The 16,324-nt window shown below is 52.5% G+C and carries 16 protein-coding genes; 8 read left to right on the top strand and 8 right to left on the bottom strand.

What is annotated here, in order from left to right; all coding sequences use genetic code 11:
- Window positions 1–708 precede the first annotated feature (708 nt).
- The 3 genes from EL111_RS08355 to EL111_RS08345 form a co-directional block, all read right to left on the bottom strand.
- Window positions 709–1,716, bottom strand: coding sequence for a siderophore ABC transporter substrate-binding protein (locus EL111_RS08355; RefSeq protein ID WP_123794625.1), 1,008 nt, complete (start codon window positions 1,714–1,716; stop codon window positions 709–711).
- Between the two features lie 541 nt (window positions 1,717–2,257).
- Window positions 2,258–4,315, bottom strand: a complete 2,058-nt coding sequence (locus EL111_RS08350) for a TonB-dependent siderophore receptor (protein ID WP_123794624.1) — start codon at window positions 4,313–4,315, stop codon at window positions 2,258–2,260.
- A 27-nt stretch (window positions 4,316–4,342) separates the two neighbouring features.
- Window positions 4,343–4,678: a hypothetical protein gene (locus EL111_RS08345; RefSeq protein ID WP_123794623.1), complete on the bottom strand. Its 336-nt coding sequence runs from the start codon at window positions 4,676–4,678 to the stop codon at window positions 4,343–4,345.
- Between EL111_RS08345 and groES the strand changes: the two genes are divergently transcribed.
- Both groES and groL read left to right on the top strand, forming a co-directional pair.
- On the top strand, window positions 4,677–4,964 hold the full coding sequence (gene groES / locus EL111_RS08340; protein WP_085363411.1) for a co-chaperone GroES: 288 nt from the start codon (window positions 4,677–4,679) through the stop codon (window positions 4,962–4,964). The genes EL111_RS08345 and groES overlap by 2 nt on opposite strands.
- A gap of 194 nt (window positions 4,965–5,158) precedes the next feature.
- A complete protein-coding gene (groL, locus tag EL111_RS08335) occupies window positions 5,159–6,793 on the top strand; it encodes a chaperonin GroEL (RefSeq protein WP_123794622.1) in 1,635 nt (544 codons plus the stop codon).
- A gap of 543 nt (window positions 6,794–7,336) precedes the next feature.
- Here the strand turns inward: groL and recO are convergent.
- The 3 genes from recO to EL111_RS08320 form a co-directional block, all read right to left on the bottom strand.
- Window positions 7,337–8,068 carry a DNA repair protein RecO gene (gene recO / locus EL111_RS08330; protein ID WP_123794728.1) on the bottom strand — a complete coding sequence of 244 codons (732 nt, stop codon included), beginning with the start codon at window positions 8,066–8,068 and terminating at the stop codon, window positions 7,337–7,339.
- 181 nt (window positions 8,069–8,249) lie between these two features.
- Window positions 8,250–8,966 carry a GntR family transcriptional regulator gene (locus EL111_RS08325; RefSeq protein ID WP_123794726.1) on the bottom strand — a complete coding sequence of 239 codons (717 nt, stop codon included), beginning with the start codon at window positions 8,964–8,966 and terminating at the stop codon, window positions 8,250–8,252.
- A gap of 321 nt (window positions 8,967–9,287) precedes the next feature.
- The gene (locus EL111_RS08320) at window positions 9,288–9,704 is read right to left on the bottom strand and encodes an OsmC family protein (RefSeq protein ID WP_123794724.1); all 417 of its coding nucleotides are present in this window, start codon (window positions 9,702–9,704) and stop codon (window positions 9,288–9,290) included.
- Window positions 9,705–9,872: 168 nt separating this feature from the next.
- Here EL111_RS08320 and EL111_RS08315 point away from each other — a divergent pair, with 168 nt between their 5' ends.
- The 5 genes from EL111_RS08315 to EL111_RS08300 all read left to right on the top strand — a co-directional run bounded on the left by EL111_RS08315 (window position 9,873) and on the right by EL111_RS08300 (window position 13,277).
- The gene (locus EL111_RS08315) at window positions 9,873–10,850 is read left to right on the top strand and encodes a DNA polymerase III subunit delta' (RefSeq protein ID WP_123794621.1); all 978 of its coding nucleotides are present in this window, start codon (window positions 9,873–9,875) and stop codon (window positions 10,848–10,850) included.
- Between the two features lie 9 nt (window positions 10,851–10,859).
- Window positions 10,860–11,210, top strand: coding sequence for a PilZ domain-containing protein (locus EL111_RS08310; protein ID WP_123794620.1), 351 nt, complete (start codon window positions 10,860–10,862; stop codon window positions 11,208–11,210).
- Window positions 11,211–11,214: 4 nt separating this feature from the next.
- The gene (locus EL111_RS08305; RefSeq protein WP_123794619.1) at window positions 11,215–11,994 is read left to right on the top strand and encodes a TatD family hydrolase; all 780 of its coding nucleotides are present in this window, start codon (window positions 11,215–11,217) and stop codon (window positions 11,992–11,994) included.
- An 18-nt stretch (window positions 11,995–12,012) separates the two neighbouring features.
- Window positions 12,013–12,135, top strand: a complete 123-nt coding sequence (locus EL111_RS10800) for a hypothetical protein (RefSeq protein WP_269471072.1) — start codon at window positions 12,013–12,015, stop codon at window positions 12,133–12,135.
- Window positions 12,136–12,467: 332 nt separating this feature from the next.
- On the top strand, window positions 12,468–13,277 hold the full coding sequence (locus EL111_RS08300; protein WP_123794618.1) for a glycosyltransferase family 2 protein: 810 nt from the start codon (window positions 12,468–12,470) through the stop codon (window positions 13,275–13,277).
- Between the two features lie 84 nt (window positions 13,278–13,361).
- Here the strand turns inward: EL111_RS08300 and ampD are convergent, their stop codons facing one another.
- Window positions 13,362–13,916 (bottom strand): 1,6-anhydro-N-acetylmuramyl-L-alanine amidase AmpD, encoded by a 555-nt coding sequence (gene ampD, locus EL111_RS08295; protein ID WP_123794617.1) that lies wholly within the window; start codon window positions 13,914–13,916, stop codon window positions 13,362–13,364.
- Between the two features lie 88 nt (window positions 13,917–14,004).
- Between ampD and mltG the strand changes: the two genes are divergently transcribed.
- Window positions 14,005–15,000, top strand: a complete 996-nt coding sequence (mltG, locus tag EL111_RS08290; protein WP_123794616.1) for an endolytic transglycosylase MltG — start codon at window positions 14,005–14,007, stop codon at window positions 14,998–15,000.
- Window positions 15,001–15,422: 422 nt separating this feature from the next.
- Here the strand turns inward: mltG and galU are convergent, their stop codons facing one another.
- Window positions 15,423–16,289: a UTP--glucose-1-phosphate uridylyltransferase GalU gene (gene galU, locus EL111_RS08285; RefSeq protein WP_123794615.1), complete on the bottom strand. Its 867-nt coding sequence runs from the start codon at window positions 16,287–16,289 to the stop codon at window positions 15,423–15,425.
- Window positions 16,290–16,324 lie beyond the last annotated feature (35 nt).

The raw sequence follows: 16,324 nt of genomic DNA, 5'->3' as shown, positions 1-16,324 counted from the left end.
AGCAGACGATTTGTCTGTTGCGGTTTTTTATGCCTGAAAAGCAGACGGCCTATTTTCGTTTTTATCCATTGTCGGAAATATGGCCATGCAACACCGAACGATACATCGTTGCCGCACCTTGCCCAAAGAAAGGTTTGGGCTAAGCTGATGAATCAGTAAGTACGCCGACCCGAAAAATCTGCGCCGTTTGTGGTTTTAATGCTTGGCTTCAAATTTGTTGTTGTCTGGCAACTTTATTTTTTAACTCTTAAACAGAAAAAGGCCGTCTGCAAAATACTATAGTCATTTAAAATAAGAATGATACAGCGTTGCTTTGCCTTGCCGTACTATGTGTACTGTCTGCGGCTTCGCTGCCTTGTCTCATTCTTATTTTATTCGACTATACATAGAAATCGAAATTTGATGAGGCTGTTTTGCAGACGGCCTTTATTGCATTTACGACCATGCAACACCGAATAACACATCGTTGCCGCACCTTGCCCAAAGAAAGGTTTGGGCTAAGCTGATGAATCAGTAAGCACGCCGACCCGAAAAATCTGTGCCGTCTGCGGTTTTAATGCTTGGCTTCAAATTTGCTGTTGTCTGGCAACTTTATTTTTCAACTTTTAAACAGAAAAAGGCTGTCTGCAAAATACCGCATTGAAATCGAAACTTGATGAGGGCTGTTTTGCAGACGGCCTGTTGCATTGAAATCATGCAAGAAGATGTTTACTTCGCCGCGTTAAACGCATCCGTAACCTGTTTGGTTGCATTCAGCAGCTCTTGTGCGCCGCCTGCCGCCAAATAAGTTTCGGGAACGAGATAGACGACTTGGCCTTTTTTCCAAGCGGTAGTGTCGGCAACCAGCGGGTTGTCCAGCACGTCTTTGGCAGCTGTGCCTTCTTCGCCGACGGCGGCACCACGGTCTAATACAAACAGCCAGTCGGGATTTTTCTGTTTGATGTATTCAAATGTAACGGGCTGGCCGTGGCTGCCTTCTTTAATTGCGGTATCGATGGCGGGAATGCCGATGTCGTTGTGCAGCCAGCCGCCCAAGCGCGAAGACGGGCCGTAGGCCGACAGTTTGCCGCCGTTGACCAAAATAACCAAGCCGTTGCCTTTGCCTGCGGCGGCTTGTTTGGCGGTTTCAAAAGCGGCTTCGATTTCCGCGTTCAGTTTTTCTGCTTCGGCTTCTTTACCGAAAATCTTGCCGAATGCGCTAATGCGTTCTTGCGAACTGGCTTTCAGGTTTTGGGTGTCGGCGGTCATTTCGATGGTCGGTGCGATGGCATTGAGTTGGTCAAATGCTTTTGCGGCGCGGCTGCCGATGATGATTAATTGCGGTTTGTAGGCATTGAGTGCTTCGTAATTCGGCTCGAACAGCGTACCTGCCTTTACTGCGTCTTTAATCGTATCTTGGGTGTATTCCAAACGGGATTCGTCGATTGATGCGCCGATGGGTACGCCCAGTTTGCCCAAGGTGTCAATCATGCCCAAATCGTACACGGCGATGCGCTCCGGCTTGAGCGGTACGGCAGTCTCACCGCGAGCGGTGACAACGCTTACGCTTTCCGCCGCTGAGTGGTCATGTGCGGCGGCAGATGCACCGGCTTCCGGCGCGGCGGCTTTTTCAGATGGCGAGCAGGCGGCAAGGGCGAATGTGGCGAAGAGTGCCAAAGCGAATTTGGAATGTTTCAAGAGATACTCCTTAATGTTGGGAATTATTATCTTTTGCATTTTGGCATAAAACGGTACAGACGGCAAGGGGGCGGGCGGCGGTTTGCGGAAATTTGCAGACAGCTGCACGGTGGTTCATGCCGTCTGCAATAGGGGGTAGGTTTGTTTGATTGAACACGGCATGATACGGCGTGGTTTCGCATTGCTCGAAAAAGGGAGTTTGACCAAATTGATGAAACAGCAAGTCTGCCGAACCGTATGGTCTGTGCAGTCTGCGGCTTTGCTTCATTCTGTGTCATTATTCTGTGTCATTCGGCGATAAAGGCGATAAAAAGGCCGTCTGCAAATTAGACAAGAATTTTTTGTGTAATTGATTGCCTTCTCCATTCGGCCGGATACGCTACCGGTTTGCTTTGCTGTATTCGTAGGGTTTTCCGCGACTTGCTGCTTTAGCCCGTTCTGTGTCTTTGATTGCGGCTGGTGCTGCGGTTTGCTTTGCGGTGTTGTTTGTCCTGCTGAAAATTTGTTGGCTGTCGCGGTTGCGTCAAACCGTAAAAATGCCGTCTGAAAAATTTTCAGACGGCATTGTCGTGTCCCAATCTTAGAACTTGTAGTTTACCGCCAAGCGGAAGTCGCGACCCGTACCCGGCGGGGTGGTTACGGCTGCGCGTTGGCTGTGCGGATAGTAGAATTTGTTGAACACGTTGTTGACAGAGAAGTTTACGTTCAGGTTGTCTTTGCCTGTCGGTTTCCAGTTGGCGTAGATGTCGTTAACGTTGAAGCTGTCGCGTTTGACTTCATCGACACCGCCGTTGTTGTTGCGTACCAATACCGAGCCTTTGGCTTTTTCAACCGTGCGGTTGCGCCAGCCGAGTTCCAAGTTCGGTTTGGCAAAGCGGTATGCCAGTTCGGCAGTCCAAGTGCGGCCGACTTGTACGGCAAACTCCGGATTGTCGCTCAGCAGGTTGTCCGGGTGGGTGTCGTAAATACGCGGTTTGCTGTGCGCTACGCCGACACGGGCAATCAGACCGCCGTTGCGGTAAGAAGCGTTCAGCTCGTAGCCTTTGTTTTTGATATAACCGGCGTTGGTCGCTTCGCGTGTGCCTTCGATAGGATTGCCGTTGGCATCGTGGCGTTGTTGCGGATTGGCAATCGCATCGCTGATTTTCTGCCAGAAGTAGCTGCCGTTGACGGCAAATGTTCCGTTGTCATAGTTGAAGCCGACTTCGGTATTGCGGGCGCGTTCGGCTTTGATGCCGTCTGCAATCGAAACGACACCGCGGCGGCCGTGGTTCATCAGTGCGTCATACAGGCGCGGGCTGCGGGTAGCGTAGTTGTGGGTCGCGCTGAAACTGAGTGTGTCGGTCGGTTGGTAGATGATGCCCACGCTCGGATTGACTTTGCTTCCTGAAGCGGATTTTCCGTCGTGTGCTTTGATGTTGAAGTGGTCATAACGCAGGCCGCCGGTCAGGGTAAAGTCGCCGATGTCGTGAATGGCTTCTACATATACGCCGCTGTCGGCTTTGGTTGGATTAACCAAAGAGTGGGTGCGGCTGAGAAAGGCGTGGGGCTCGATTTCCTGATGACGGTAGTTTACGCCGTATTTCAGCAGGGTATCGTTGATGTAGCTGTCCAGATTCAGGTTCGCGCCTTTGGTGGTGATGGTGGTCTTGGTCGGACCCTCGATATTGCCGCAGTAGCCGCAGCCGCTGTCGTCGGCGGAATAGCGTTTGTTTTCCATCAGGTAGGCGTTGGCTTCGAGTTTGTCGATAAAGCCCAGATTGTTTGCCGTCCATTCGATGTTGTTGTTGGTCAGCGTGGTTTCGCGGTAGGCGGGGGCTTGGCGTTGCAGGCTCAGACGCGGTTCGGCAATGGCAAACTCTTCACGCACCAGACGGGTGCCGCGGTGCTGGTTTTGCATGCGGCTCAAAACAATGCGGTGATCGCCGGCGTTGATACCGATTTTCGCCAAGTAGTCGCGTTTGTCCAGTGCGCTGTAAGGCAGGGTTTTGCCGCCGGTTGCATTGGTATAGCCTTTGCCCGGTTTGTAGTTGTCTTCATCGTTGCGGTTGAACGAGAACAGGGCATCGGCATGTTCTCCTGCGCGTCCGAACACGGTCGCGCCGTAACTTCTACCGTCGTTGCTGGCGTAACCCGCATTCAGTTTTACACCCCAGTCTTTGTCCGTGCCTTTGAGCAGGTCGGTTGCGTCAACGGTTTTGGCGATAACTGCACCGTTGGTCTGGCCGATGCCCGCGCTGGCAGAACCCGCGCCTTTTTGTACGGAAATGGTTTTCAGCATGGAAGGATCAACGATGAAACGGCCTTGGTGGTAAAGAATCTGGCTGTCGGAGTAGGCGTTATCGACTTTGATGTCCACAGAGTTCTGCCCCATGCCGCGGATGGTCAGAAACTGGGAAGTGCCGTTGCCGCCGCCGATGTCGATAGAAGGCTCTTCGGACAGCAGGCCGCGCAAATCAGTGGCGGTTTTTTCGTCTTTTTCACGCAGGGTAACAAGGTTGGTTTTGACTTTCGTCCCTTGACGGTCGGCTTTGACGGTTACTTCGTCAAGCGTAACATTTTGCTGCGGCTCGCTTGCCGCCAGTACGGGCAGGGCAAAAGCATTACCGATGACAACGGCAAGAATGGTTTTTTTCATGACAGTTCCTCTTTTGTGGCAATCACTTCATGTTGAACAGAGATAAATAACAACAATTATCAATAGCAAATGGTAATTGTTTGCAAATCTTGTGTCAACGTTTATAAATGAGGAAATGAAAATCTTTTTGTTTTGTAATAAATTTATTTTTCTGTAAATTTTGCCGATGGTTGCATCAGGGCGTGCTAAAGGGATTTGCAGACGGCACTTTCGGATATTGTGGCAGGGCGGGTGTGTTTTTTCTGTGCGGGAGGACTTGAATTTGCCGCTGCCGACTCCACTTTGCTTGGTATTGCGGCGGCAGGTATTGCTGCGGCTGCGGTTTCTTTTATCAAACAATCTGATTTTTTGGAGAAAAAACATGACCATCCGTCCTTTACACGACCGCGTAGTCGTAAAACGCTTGGAAGCAGAAGAAAAAACCGCATCCGGTATTGTTTTGCCGGGTGCTGCTGCTGAAAAACCGGATATGGGCGAAGTAATTGCCGTAGGTGCCGGTAAAGTCGGCAAAGACGGCCAACGCCGTGCGCTGGACGTTAAAGTCGGCGATAAGGTGATTTTCGGCAAATACAGTGGCCAGACCGTCAAAGCAGACGGTGAAGAACTGCTGGTAATGCGCGAAGAGGATATTTTCGGCATCGTCGAGTAAGTACGAAAGAAAGTGCGGGCGGCGGGCATACCGTTTTACAGAATCGGAAACGGGCCGAAACGGCAAGTATTTCAACTGTTGCGCCGCGCTTTATGTTGTCCCCGGTACGTTAGGCCGTCTGAAAAAGCGGTAGGTTGTTTTGCAGACGGCATCAAACCTTATTCATTCAATGATTAAAATTTTGGAGCTAAAACATGGCAGCAAAAGATGTACAGTTTGGTAACGAAGTCCGCCAAAAAATGGTAAACGGTGTGAATACGCTGGCGAATGCGGTAAAAGTCACTTTGGGTCCGAAAGGCCGCAATGTGGTATTGGACCGTGCTTTCGGCGGCCCGCACATCACTAAAGACGGTGTAACCGTAGCCAAAGAAATCGAATTGAAAGACAAATTCGAAAACATGGGTGCGCAAATGGTGAAAGAGGTTGCCTCCAAAACCAACGATGTGGCCGGTGACGGTACGACCACCGCAACCGTGCTGGCGCAAGCCATCGTGGCGGAAGGTATGAAATACGTTACCGCCGGCATGAATCCTACCGACCTGAAACGCGGTATCGACAAAGCGGTTGCCGCACTGGTAGGCGAGTTGAAAAATATTTCCAAATCTTGCGAAACTTCCAAAGAAATCGCCCAAGTAGGTTCCATCTCCGCCAACTCTGACGAGCAGGTGGGCGACATCATTGCCAAAGCGATGGAAAAAGTAGGCAAAGAAGGCGTGATTACCGTTGAAGACGGCAAATCTTTGGAAAATGAGCTGGACGTGGTGGAAGGTATGCAGTTCGACCGCGGCTACCTGTCGCCTTACTTCATCAGCGATGCGGAAAAACAAATCGCTGCGTTGGATAATCCGTTTGTATTGCTGTTCGACAAAAAAATCAGCAATATCCGCGACCTGTTGCCGGTGTTGGAACAAATCGCCAAAACCAGCCGTCCGCTGCTGATTATCGCCGAAGATGTCGAAGGCGAAGCCTTGGCAACTTTGGTGGTGAACAATATCCGCGGTATTCTGAAAACCGTTGCCGTAAAAGCTCCGGGCTTCGGCGACCGCCGCAAAGCCATGTTGCAGGACATCGCCATCCTGACCGGCGGTACGGTGATTTCCGAAGAAGTCGGCCTGTCTCTGGAAAAAGCGACTTTGGAAGACTTGGGTCAGGCAAAACGCATTGAAATCGGCAAAGAAAACACCACCATTATCGACGGTTTCGGCGATGCTGCCCAAATCGAAGGCCGTGTGGCCGAAATCCGCCAGCAAATCGAAGTGGCAACCAGCGATTACGACAAAGAGAAGCTGCAAGAGCGCGTGGCAAAACTGGCCGGCGGTGTGGCCGTTATCAAAGTCGGCGCGGCGACCGAAGTGGAAATGAAAGAGAAGAAAGACCGCGTGGAAGATGCGCTGCACGCTACCCGTGCTGCCGTTGAAGAAGGCGTGGTGGCCGGCGGCGGCGTTGCTCTGTTGCGCGCGCGTTCCGCTTTGGAAAACCTGCACACCGGCAATGCCGATCAAGACGCGGGCGTACAAATCGTATTGCGCGCCGTCGAGTCTCCGCTGCGTCAAATCGTTGCCAATGCCGGCGGCGAACCGAGCGTGGTCGTGAACAAAGTGTTGGAAGGCAAAGGCAACTTCGGTTACAACGCCGGTAGCGGCGAATACGGCGACATGATTGAGATGGGTGTATTGGATCCTGCCAAAGTTACCCGCTCTGCCTTGCAACACGCCGCATCTATCGCCGGCCTGATGCTGACTACCGACTGCATGATTGCCGAAATCCCGGAAGAAAAACCGGCAATGCCTGATATGGGCGGCATGGGCGGTATGGGCGGCATGATGTAAGAAGCCGTTTGAAAACACTGCTCAGGTGTTACCAAACCTCCGTAAGGCATTTTGCTTGCGGAGGTTTTTGCTGTTTGGGGGATACGATTACGCTTGGGGTTGGCTTGAGGTATGCCTGTTCCAATCAAAACGAAACAATATAGTCGTATTTGCCGTACCGTGGGTTTGCGGCGCGTTGTCCGCTGCGGTTCTTTACGGTGGCTGACGATTGAGTTGTTCGACTCGGCATGATACGGCGTTGCTGCACCTTGATTAAAAGAGGGGGCTTGACCAATCTGCTGAAGCAGCCGCTCTGCCGCTTCATATTCGCTGTATTGTCTGCGGTTTGGCTGACTTGTTTTATAGTCTTTTAAAATAAGAATGATACTGCGTTGCTTTGCCTTGTCGTACTATCTGTACTGTCTGCGGCTTCGCTGCCTTGTCTCATTCTCATTTTATTCGACTATATTTTGTGCAATTCTGCTGTATTTGATGATATTTAAGGGGAATGGTGCAAAATACAGACGGCATATTCCACGAATTACGGAGTATGCCGTCTGTATTTTATGCCGTTTGGAATTGTTGTAGCTGCTGCAATACCTGTCTGGAAGTAATGCCGTCGGGCAGGTGGAAATCCAGCAGCAGGCGGGTAATTTTTAAAGATTGCTGCAGGGCAAAGCCGTCTGCAAATTCGCCGTCGCGCAGTTGGATTAAAACATCTCCTCCTACGGTTATGCCTTGCGGCGGCGGGGTATCGTTTGGAGAATACGGGCGTAACGCGTCTTGCGGCATGAGCCAATATTGTTTGTCGGCGCGGACGGGCAAACCGTCTTGGTCGTGATGCAAATCGGGTGCGTGTCCGAGCAGGGTCAGCATGGTCCATTCAAAGCGTCGCAGGGCGGCGATGTGGTTGTTTTCGGTGCAGACGGTTTGCAGGGTTGCGGAAAGTTTGTCGAACAATTCGGGTTGAGGGTCTTCACGCGCAGTCATTTTGAGCATGATTTCGTTGATGTACAGCCCGCTGAATAAGGCGCGCCCTTGCGGTTGTTGCCAGCCTCCCAGCCATTCGGCGCGGTGCAGGGTTTTTAATTCTTGAGTGCCGTACCATGATGCGCTGATGGGAACGAAGGGTACGAGTATGCCGCGCAATTCGCTCATGCGTTTGCGTGCGCTGCGCGCCAGTAAGGCAACCCGTCCGTAGCGGCGGCTGTACATTTCCAGCCACAGGCTGCTTTCGCGCCACGGGGTGGAGGCAAGTAGGAAGGCGGGTTCGTGGTTGATACGGTGGTCGGACATGGAAAATGCCGTCTGCAAAAAGCGGTAGGGGTGGGGCGGTATGGCGGTGCAGGCATATGGCGCCGGTATGCCTGTTGTTAAAATCATTCGTACCGGCTGTTGTCAATATAACTTGCGCCAATCACGCCGGGTGTGGCGGCATGGTCGGTATCGTTTGGCCATGCCGCTTCAGGTATTTGGTTTAAAGGGTTTCAAAACGTTTTTCCAAGCGCTCGACACACGCGCCGAGATGTTTACGCATGATTTTGATGACGCGGTTGCGTTTGCCTGCCAGCAGCAGGTCGAGAATTTCCCGATGTTCGCTGTGGGTATGGGTATTGATGCTGCGCGGTTCGTGGCGTTTGGTGTCGAATACGGCGACAATCAGCGAGGAGCGGGCACATAAGGTGTTGATGATGTCGAATAAGACGGCATTGTCCAGCAGGCGTGCCAATTCGACGTGGAAAGCATTGGAGAGTCTGTTCCAACCGACGCGGTCGCCCCGTTCGGAAGCGGTTTCTTCTTGTTCCGTCATGGCGTAAAGCGGTTGCAGGCGTGTTTCCAAATCGGGCAAATCGATCAGCATATCCAAAATCATGCTTTCCATTTCGATGCGGGTATTGAATACATCGCGCGTTTCTTTTAAATCGGGAACGTGGACAAATGCGCCGCGGTTGGGCTGCAAATCGACGATTTTGTCGTGGGCGAGCAGCGACAATGCGCTGCGGACGGTGTTGCGGGAGCAAACCATCTGGCGGCACAGCTCGGATTCGGTCAGCTTGTTGCCGGGCAGGAAAATATGGTCGGTAATGCCGTCTAAGATGGCGGCATATACGCGGAACAGTTCGGAGTCGTGGCGTTCTTCCGCAATCAGCGAGGAGGCGGTCGGCGCGTGGAGGAATTTGTCGGTATCGGTCATGATGTTTCGGGTGTTGTGCGGGTGCACGGGTCAGTTGTTCCGCGGGTAAGCTGCGGCAGGGTTATGCCGTCTGCATTTGCGGGCTTGTCGGACTTTATTTTAGTCCACTCCGACATTTGCTACAATAAATTGTTGACAATTTTAAAAGCAGCTTGCACAATAGGTCTCGAAAAGGCCAAGTTTGTATAAAGGCTGATTAGAGAGAGAAAACAATATCATTCAATAAGCAGATATATCCGTGGGCGGTAGTGCGGATATATCTGCTTATTTGATTTTGCAGACGGCTTTTGCCGGTATTTTGCCCGAAGGCCGTCTGCAAAATCAGGCTGCCGCTATTTCAAAGCTGTGGGTAATGGTTGCCGCTTTGCCCAGCATAATCGATGCGGAGCAGTATTTTTCGGCAGACATCTGAACGGCGCGCTCGATTGCGCTTTCTGTGAGATCGTGGCCGACAACGGTAAAGTGGATATGAATGTCGGTAAAGACTTTCGGAATGCTGTCGGCGCGTTTGGCGGTTACTTTGGCGCGGCAGTCGGTAATCTGCTGGCGCTGTTTTTCTGCAATCATGACCACGTCTATGCTGGAGCAGCCGGCTATGCCCATCAGCAACATTTCCATCGGGCTGGGGCCGCGTTTTGCTTCTCCTTCGGCAGCCGCGCCTTCCATAACGATGCTGTGGCCGAGTTCGTTGGTGGCGACAAAGCACATGCCGTCTATCCATTTCGAGGTAATCTGCATTTTTGCCTTTCTGTTGTGTTCAGGTGCGGAGATTTCGATATTGTAAACAATTTCGGCCGACAAATAAATCGCAAAGCCGTCTGCAAAATACGGAATATGCCGTTTGCAGACGGCTTTTGCCGTTTCACGGTATAATGGCGGCATTGTCTTGTTTCCATTTGTGCAATCATGATTTATCCGTGGCACGCTTCCCAATGGCGGCAACTGGCCGGGCATTGGCAAAACCAGCCGAACGCTTGGCTGTTTACCGGCAGGGAGAATACCGGCAAAACCGCGTTTGCGCGTTTTGTGGCGAAAGCATTGTTGTGCGAATCGCCGACAGCCGGAAACGAGCCTTGCGGTGATTGCGCTTCCTGCCATCTGCTCGAACAGGGCAGCCACCCCGACTTTTACGAACTTGCGCCGGAATTGCCCGAAGACGGTGCGGTCGGGCGCAAGCTGTTGCAGATTAAAATTGATGCCGTGCGCGGAATTGTCGACAACATTTATCTGACCAGCGTGCGGGGCGGACGGCGCGTGGTTTTGGTACACCCTGCGGAAGCCATGAATGTGCAGGCGGCAAACGGTTTGCTGAAAGTATTGGAAGAGCCGCCTTCACATGTGGTTTTTCTGCTGGTTACCCATGCGCGGGACAAACTGCTGCCGACTATCAAAAGCCGCTGCCGCCAAATGTTGCTGCCTGCGCCTTCCCATCAGGAAGCCTTGGCTTATTTGAACGACAAAGGCGTGGCGGATGCCGGCTCGCTATTGGCTTTCCACAGCGGCGCGCCGTTGTTTGACCATATGCCGGAAGCGGACGAAATGCGTGCCGAACTCATCCGTCTGCTGGCGGCGCCGCGTTTGTTGGCAATATTGGACTATGCGGCGGCTTTCGATAAGCAGAAGCAGCCTCTGGCGGTGTTTCTCGACTGGCTGCACAAATGGCTGTTGGACATAGGCTTGGCGCAGCAGGGTATGCCGCCGCTGTATTATCCCGATTTTGCAGGCGAGTCGGCCAAAACCGCCGCCAAAACCGATGCGGGGCGGCTGTTTGCGCTGGCAGGCCGTCTGAACAGGCTGGTACCTTACGGCTATCATACGCTCAGCGTGAAAATGCAATTGGAATCGCTGCTGATCGATTATTTGGATTTCTGGCAAAACAAATAGGTTGAAACGATGACAGACAATGATTTTCCGTTGAAAACGCTGGTTTTGCGGATTCGGGACAAAACCATGCTGTATCAATGCTATATGCCGTTTTTGGTAAACGGCGGTTTGTTTGTGCCGACCGACGATATCTTATCGCTGGGACAGAACGTGTTGCTGACGGTAGAAATCGGCAACCGTCGTTTTCAAGATCTGCCCGTCAAAACCGCATGGATCAGCCCGGCAGGGATGTCGGCACAACGTCCGCGCGGCGTGGGCTTGGCGTTTGGCAGCAACGAAGACTGCCGCCGCCTGAAACAACTGATTGAAACCGAGCTGGGGGACGAAATCCGCAGCGAACGTACGACTTTTACATTATAAAATTATGCAACTGATTGATTCACATTGTCATTTGAATTTTGAGGGCTTGGCGGAGCGGCTGCCGGAAGTGTTGGAAAACATGGCGGCGCAAGACGTTAAGCAGGCATTGGCCATCAGCGTGAGCCGGCAGAGTTTTGACGAAGTATCCGCCATCGCCGAGCAATATCCGCATATTTACTGCACGGTGGGGATTCACCCGGACCGCGAAGACGCGGAGGAATTTACCGTAGCCGAGCTGGTGGAGCGGGCGAAACACCCGAAAGTTGTCGGAATCGGCGAAACCGGTTTGGATTATTATTGGTGCAAAGGCGATTTGGCATGGCAGCATCAGCGTTTTGCCGATCACATCGAAGCGGCGAACGAGAGCGGGTTGCCGGTGATTGTGCATACGCGCGATGCGGCGGCGGATACCTTGAAAATGTTGAAGGAATGCAATACCCATGCAGGGGTGATTCATTGTTTTTCCGAGGATATTCCGTTTGCCAAAGCCGCGCTGGACTTGGGGCTGTATATTTCGTTTTCCGGTTTGGTAACGTTTAAAAATGCGCCTCTGATTCAGGAGACGGCAAAATATGTACCGTCCGATCGGATTTTGGTGGAAACCGATGCGCCGTTTCTCGCCCCCGTACCCAAGCGCGGCAAGCAGAACGAGCCGTCTTATGTGCGGCACACTGCTGAATTTGTGGCGAAACTGCGTGGCGAAACCTTGGAAGAAGTCGCCGCTTATACCACCGAGAATTTTTACCGTCTGTTTACTAAAGTACCGCGCTGGGAAGCTGCTTGATTGCAGCGGAAAAAAAGTATGCAAAACGTATCGGCCTGTAGAGCTGCCGTTGCCGCATTATCCGCCTGCCATGCGGCAATGGGCGGCAAACAGGCAATAAGTATGATGGTCGGCCTGCCCAATCCCGCGTCTGAGTTTTGAATGAAGCAAGGCGGTAAACTGCTGCTTGAGTAAAACGGGCAGGGCGGCGGGTATGCTTTATGCCGTCTGCCTGACGGAACGGAGCAGAAAAATGGGCTGATTTCCGCGCTCATGCGGATAAGGCGGAATAAACTGTATTGCCGCATCAGGCAAAACGAGACAAAGCCGTAAGGCCGCAGGCAATGCGCTTCAGCAGACTTTCTGTTTCAGCCGTTTCGTCAAGCCCCGCTTTGAGCAAGGCGCGGCAACGCGGTATGATTTTGTATTCAACGACCATAAAGCCGTCTGCAAATCGGGCTTTGCAGACGGCCTTTTCTGCAGAAAGGCTGCCGATGAGCCGCAAACCTACTTTGGATATTGTTATTCCCTGCTACAATGCCGCCGATACGCTGGAAGAAGCGGTGGAAAGTGCCGTCGGGCAGCCGTGTGCTTCGCTGGTGTGGCTGGTGGACGACGGTTCGCAAGACGGTACGGCGGAATTGATACGCTCGTTGGCGGCGCGGTATGCCAACGTCCGCGCTGAATTTCTGCCGCGCAACAGCGGTGTGTCTGTGGCTCGAAATTGGGGGGCTTTGCAGAGTCAGGCGGATTTTACGGCATTTCTGGACGCCGATGATGTTTACGAAACCGATGTGCTGTCTGCCGCATATTTGGCATTGGAACAGTTTGATTATTTGAGTTTGGTGCGTTTGAAGTTGAAACCGTGGGGCTTCCCCGAACGATATACCGAACACGCCGGATTTTCGGAAGCATGGCAGCGGCTGGCGATGACGGTGGGTGGAAACATGGTATTTCGCCGCAGCATTTTATTGGCCTGCGGCGGTTTTCCCCAAGACGGATTGTTCAGGCGGTTTGGCGGAGAAGATGCCGCATTGGGCATCGCGCTGACGCGCAGCAGCGTGGTGGCAACCGCTTTTGACGAACAGGCGGCGGCTGTACGCCACCGTTACCGTGCGGGCATACATGCCGAGCGTTTGTTGGATGTGGCTTTGTTCGGACGGCAGCCGGAACGGATTACCGAGGAAGACCGTTCCCGCGCGGAAGCCGTTACCGAAGCAATCTGCCGCCGTTTGGCGGAAGTCAAGGCACACGCCGAATTTAGCCAAACAGGGATTATGCCGTTGAAACTGACCTATGCCTGAACAAATCGTACCGGCTGCAGGCCGTCTGCAAAATGTACGGCGCAAAGACTTTTGGCGGAAGAGGGTAGTGTGCCAAACAGAGAATCAGCGGACAACAGGAAAACCCGCCGCTTGCAGACGCGCCCAGTCAAAAAAGTGGCCGGGATCGGTTTTCCGGTCGGGCGCGATGTCTTGATGGCCGGTAATGGCACCGATGGGATAATGGCGGATTAAATCGGTCAGCAGGGGCTGCAATGCCTGATATTGCGCTTCGGCAAACGGCTCAAAATCGCAACCTTCCAACTCGATGCCGACTGAAAACGCATTACATTTTTCCCGACCTTGAAAAGACGAAACGCCGGCATGGTAAGCCGTATCGTCGCAGGAAACAAACTGCACCACTTCGCCTTCCCGCGTAATCAGAAAATGGCTGGAAACGCGCAATTCGTGGATGACGCTGAAAAACGGGTGTTCGTCAGGATTGATTTGGTTGGTAAACAGTTTTTCCACCGCCCCCGTGCCGTACTCGAACGGCGGCAGGGAAATATTGTGCAATACCACCAGCGACACTTCTTCTTCGCGCGCGCGCGGGGCATAATTGGGCGAAAAGGCGTGGCGGGCATTGCGCCACCAACCCTGTTGCCAGACAGAATCATTCATTTGCAGACGGCCTTGGGAAAACAAACGCATAAAAAACGATAAATTCAGTTATACTAACCCGAATAACATCATTATCTCAAATCCTACCATGTTGAAAAAATTATTGAAACGGGCCGTGCTGCTGGCCGCCTTGGCTGCGGTTGCCTTTGCCGCTCTTTTATTCATACCGAAAGACAACGGCAAGCCTTACCGCATACGGGTGGAAAAAAATCAGGGCATTTCCGCCGTCAGCCACAAACTAGCCAAAGATGATGCGGTGTACAGCCGCCATGTCTTGGTTGCCGCCGCCTATTTGATGGGTGTGCATGACCAACTTCATGCCGGAACATACCGTATGCCGGCCAAAGTATCGTCTTGGACGGTATTGCAGCGCATTTTGGGCAGCCGTCCCGATTCGGTTACCGTGCGGATTGTGGAAGGCATGAGGTTTGCCGATATGCGCCGTATCATCGATAATACGGACGACATCCGTCATGAAACACGGGGCTGGAGCAATGAAAAACTGCTGAAGGAAATTGCACCGGATGCGCCGTCTGCCAACCCAGAAGGGCTGTTTTTTCCTGATACCTACGAAATAGATGCCGGCAGCAGCGATTTGCAGATTTATAAAACCGCCTACCGCATCATGCAGCGCCAACTGACCGCAGCATGGGACGAACGCCAAAGTGGTCTGCCTTATAAAACGCCGTATGAGCTGCTGATTATGGCCAGCCTGATTGAAAAAGAAACCGGACACCCTGCCGACAGGGCGCACGTTTCGGCGGTGTTTGCCAATCGTCTGGCCATCGGAATGCGTCTGCAAACCGATCCGACCGTTATCTACGGTATGGGTGCCGCTTACAAAGGCCGTATCCGCAAGGCAGATTTACGCCGTGATACGCCTTATAATACCTATACGCGCGCAGGTCTGACGCCCACTCCGATTGCGCTGCCGGGCAAGGCTTCGCTGGAAGCGGCGGCACACCCGTCCGATACAAAATACCTGTATTTTGTATCTAAAATGGACGGTACGGGTCTGAGCCACTTCAGCCATACGCTGGACGAGCACAATGCCGCCGTGCGGAAGTATATTTTGAAGAAATAACGCCGTATCGATAAACAATCTGCCGGTTGGCGCAGCAGGGGTAAAGCCGCATGCCTGTTGTTTCAGCCGTTGGATTGTTTTAATCGCTTGTTGTTTACGGCAAGGCCGTCTGCAAAATATAGTCGAATAAAATAAGAATGAGACAAGGCAGCGAAGCCGCAGACAGTACGAACAGTACAGGTCGGCGGATTTGCTGCCTTGTTTTGCGATGATTTTAAATGACTGTGTATTTTGCAGACGGCCTTTGTATGGCTGCCACGGCATTTTGCGGTTGCTGTTATCTCAACTATGTATAGTCGAATAAAATAAGAATGATACAGCGTTGCTTTGCCTTGCCGTACTATGTGTACTGTCTGCGGCTTCGCTGCCTTGTCTCATTCTTATTTTATTCGACTATAAAAAAAACAGGTTTGACAGTCGGCTCAGCCGGCGTACCGTTTCAGCAGTTCGGCAAACTCTTTGCCGGTTTCAGGGTGTTTCAAGCCGTAGGCGACGGTGGCTTCCAAGTAGCCCAGTTTGCTGCCGCAGTCGTAGCGTTTGCCTTCAAACGCATGAGCCAATACAAATTCATGGTCGAGCAGGCGGGCAATGCCGTCGGTCAGCTGGATTTCTCCGCCCGCACCGCGCGGCAGGTTGGTCAGTAAGTCGAAAATGCGCGGGGTCAGGATATAACGGCCGACTACCGCCAGATTGGACGGTGCTTCTTCCGGCTTCGGTTTTTCAACGATGTTGGTAATGCGCCGGAAACTTTTGAGCTGTTCCACTTCGACGATGCCGTATGAGCCGGTTTGCGAGGGGTCGACGGTTTCAACGCCCAATACGCTGTTGCCGCTTTGGTTGTAAATATCCACCATCTGTTTCAGCGCGCCTTTGGGTGCGTCAATCAGGTCGTCGGCAAGAATGACGGCAAACGGTTCGTCGTTGACGGCGGCTCGGGCGCACAATACGGCGTGTCCCAACCCCAAAGCCTCTGCTTGGCGGATATACAGGCAGGTGATGCCGGAGGGCAGAATGTCTTTGACGCGCGCCAGCAGTTTTTCCTTGTTGCGCTGTTCCAGCTCGGTTTCCAATTCGTAGGCTTTGTCGAAATGGTCTTCGATGCTGCGTTTGTTGCGGCCGGTGACGAAAATCATTTCGGTACAGCCCGCTTCAACCGCTTCTTCAACGGCGTATTGAATCAGGGGTTTGTCCACTATCGGCAGCATTTCCTTGGGGCTGGCTTTGGTGGCGGGCAAAAAGCGTGTACCCATGCCGGCTACGGGGAAAACGGCTTTTTTAATCGGTTTCATGGCTTCTCCATATGAACAGTTCGGATTATTTTACA

The sequence above is a fragment of the Neisseria animalis genome (assembly GCF_900636515.1).
In the GTDB taxonomy this organism is placed as follows: Bacteria; Pseudomonadota; Gammaproteobacteria; order Burkholderiales; family Neisseriaceae; genus Neisseria; species Neisseria animalis.
This window is presented reverse-complemented; position numbering and strand designations above follow the sequence as displayed.

Coding starts and splice junctions, on each gene's coding strand:
- EL111_RS08300 (WP_123794618.1), top strand. CDS start 12,468: ATGAGCCGCAAACCTACTTTGGATATTGTTATTCCCTGCTACAATGCC.
- groL (WP_123794622.1), top strand. CDS start 5,159: ATGGCAGCAAAAGATGTACAGTTTGGTAACGAAGTCCGCCAAAAAATG.
- EL111_RS08305 (WP_123794619.1), top strand. CDS start 11,215: ATGCAACTGATTGATTCACATTGTCATTTGAATTTTGAGGGCTTGGCG.
- EL111_RS08325 (WP_123794726.1), bottom strand. CDS start 8,966: ATGACCGATACCGACAAATTCCTCCACGCGCCGACCGCCTCCTCGCTG.
- EL111_RS08345 (WP_123794623.1), bottom strand. CDS start 4,678: ATGTTTTTTCTCCAAAAAATCAGATTGTTTGATAAAAGAAACCGCAGC.
- EL111_RS08350 (WP_123794624.1), bottom strand. CDS start 4,315: ATGAAAAAAACCATTCTTGCCGTTGTCATCGGTAATGCTTTTGCCCTG.
- EL111_RS08320 (WP_123794724.1), bottom strand. CDS start 9,704: ATGCAGATTACCTCGAAATGGATAGACGGCATGTGCTTTGTCGCCACC.
- recO (WP_123794728.1), bottom strand. CDS start 8,068: ATGTCCGACCACCGTATCAACCACGAACCCGCCTTCCTACTTGCCTCC.
- EL111_RS08355 (WP_123794625.1), bottom strand. CDS start 1,716: ATGCAAAAGATAATAATTCCCAACATTAAGGAGTATCTCTTGAAACAT.
- groES (WP_085363411.1), top strand. CDS start 4,677: ATGACCATCCGTCCTTTACACGACCGCGTAGTCGTAAAACGCTTGGAA.
- galU (WP_123794615.1), bottom strand. CDS start 16,289: ATGAAACCGATTAAAAAAGCCGTTTTCCCCGTAGCCGGCATGGGTACA.
- EL111_RS10800 (WP_269471072.1), top strand. CDS start 12,013: ATGCAAAACGTATCGGCCTGTAGAGCTGCCGTTGCCGCATTATCCGCC.
- ampD (WP_123794617.1), bottom strand. CDS start 13,916: ATGAATGATTCTGTCTGGCAACAGGGTTGGTGGCGCAATGCCCGCCAC.
- EL111_RS08315 (WP_123794621.1), top strand. CDS start 9,873: ATGATTTATCCGTGGCACGCTTCCCAATGGCGGCAACTGGCCGGGCAT.
- mltG (WP_123794616.1), top strand. CDS start 14,005: ATGTTGAAAAAATTATTGAAACGGGCCGTGCTGCTGGCCGCCTTGGCT.
- EL111_RS08310 (WP_123794620.1), top strand. CDS start 10,860: ATGACAGACAATGATTTTCCGTTGAAAACGCTGGTTTTGCGGATTCGG.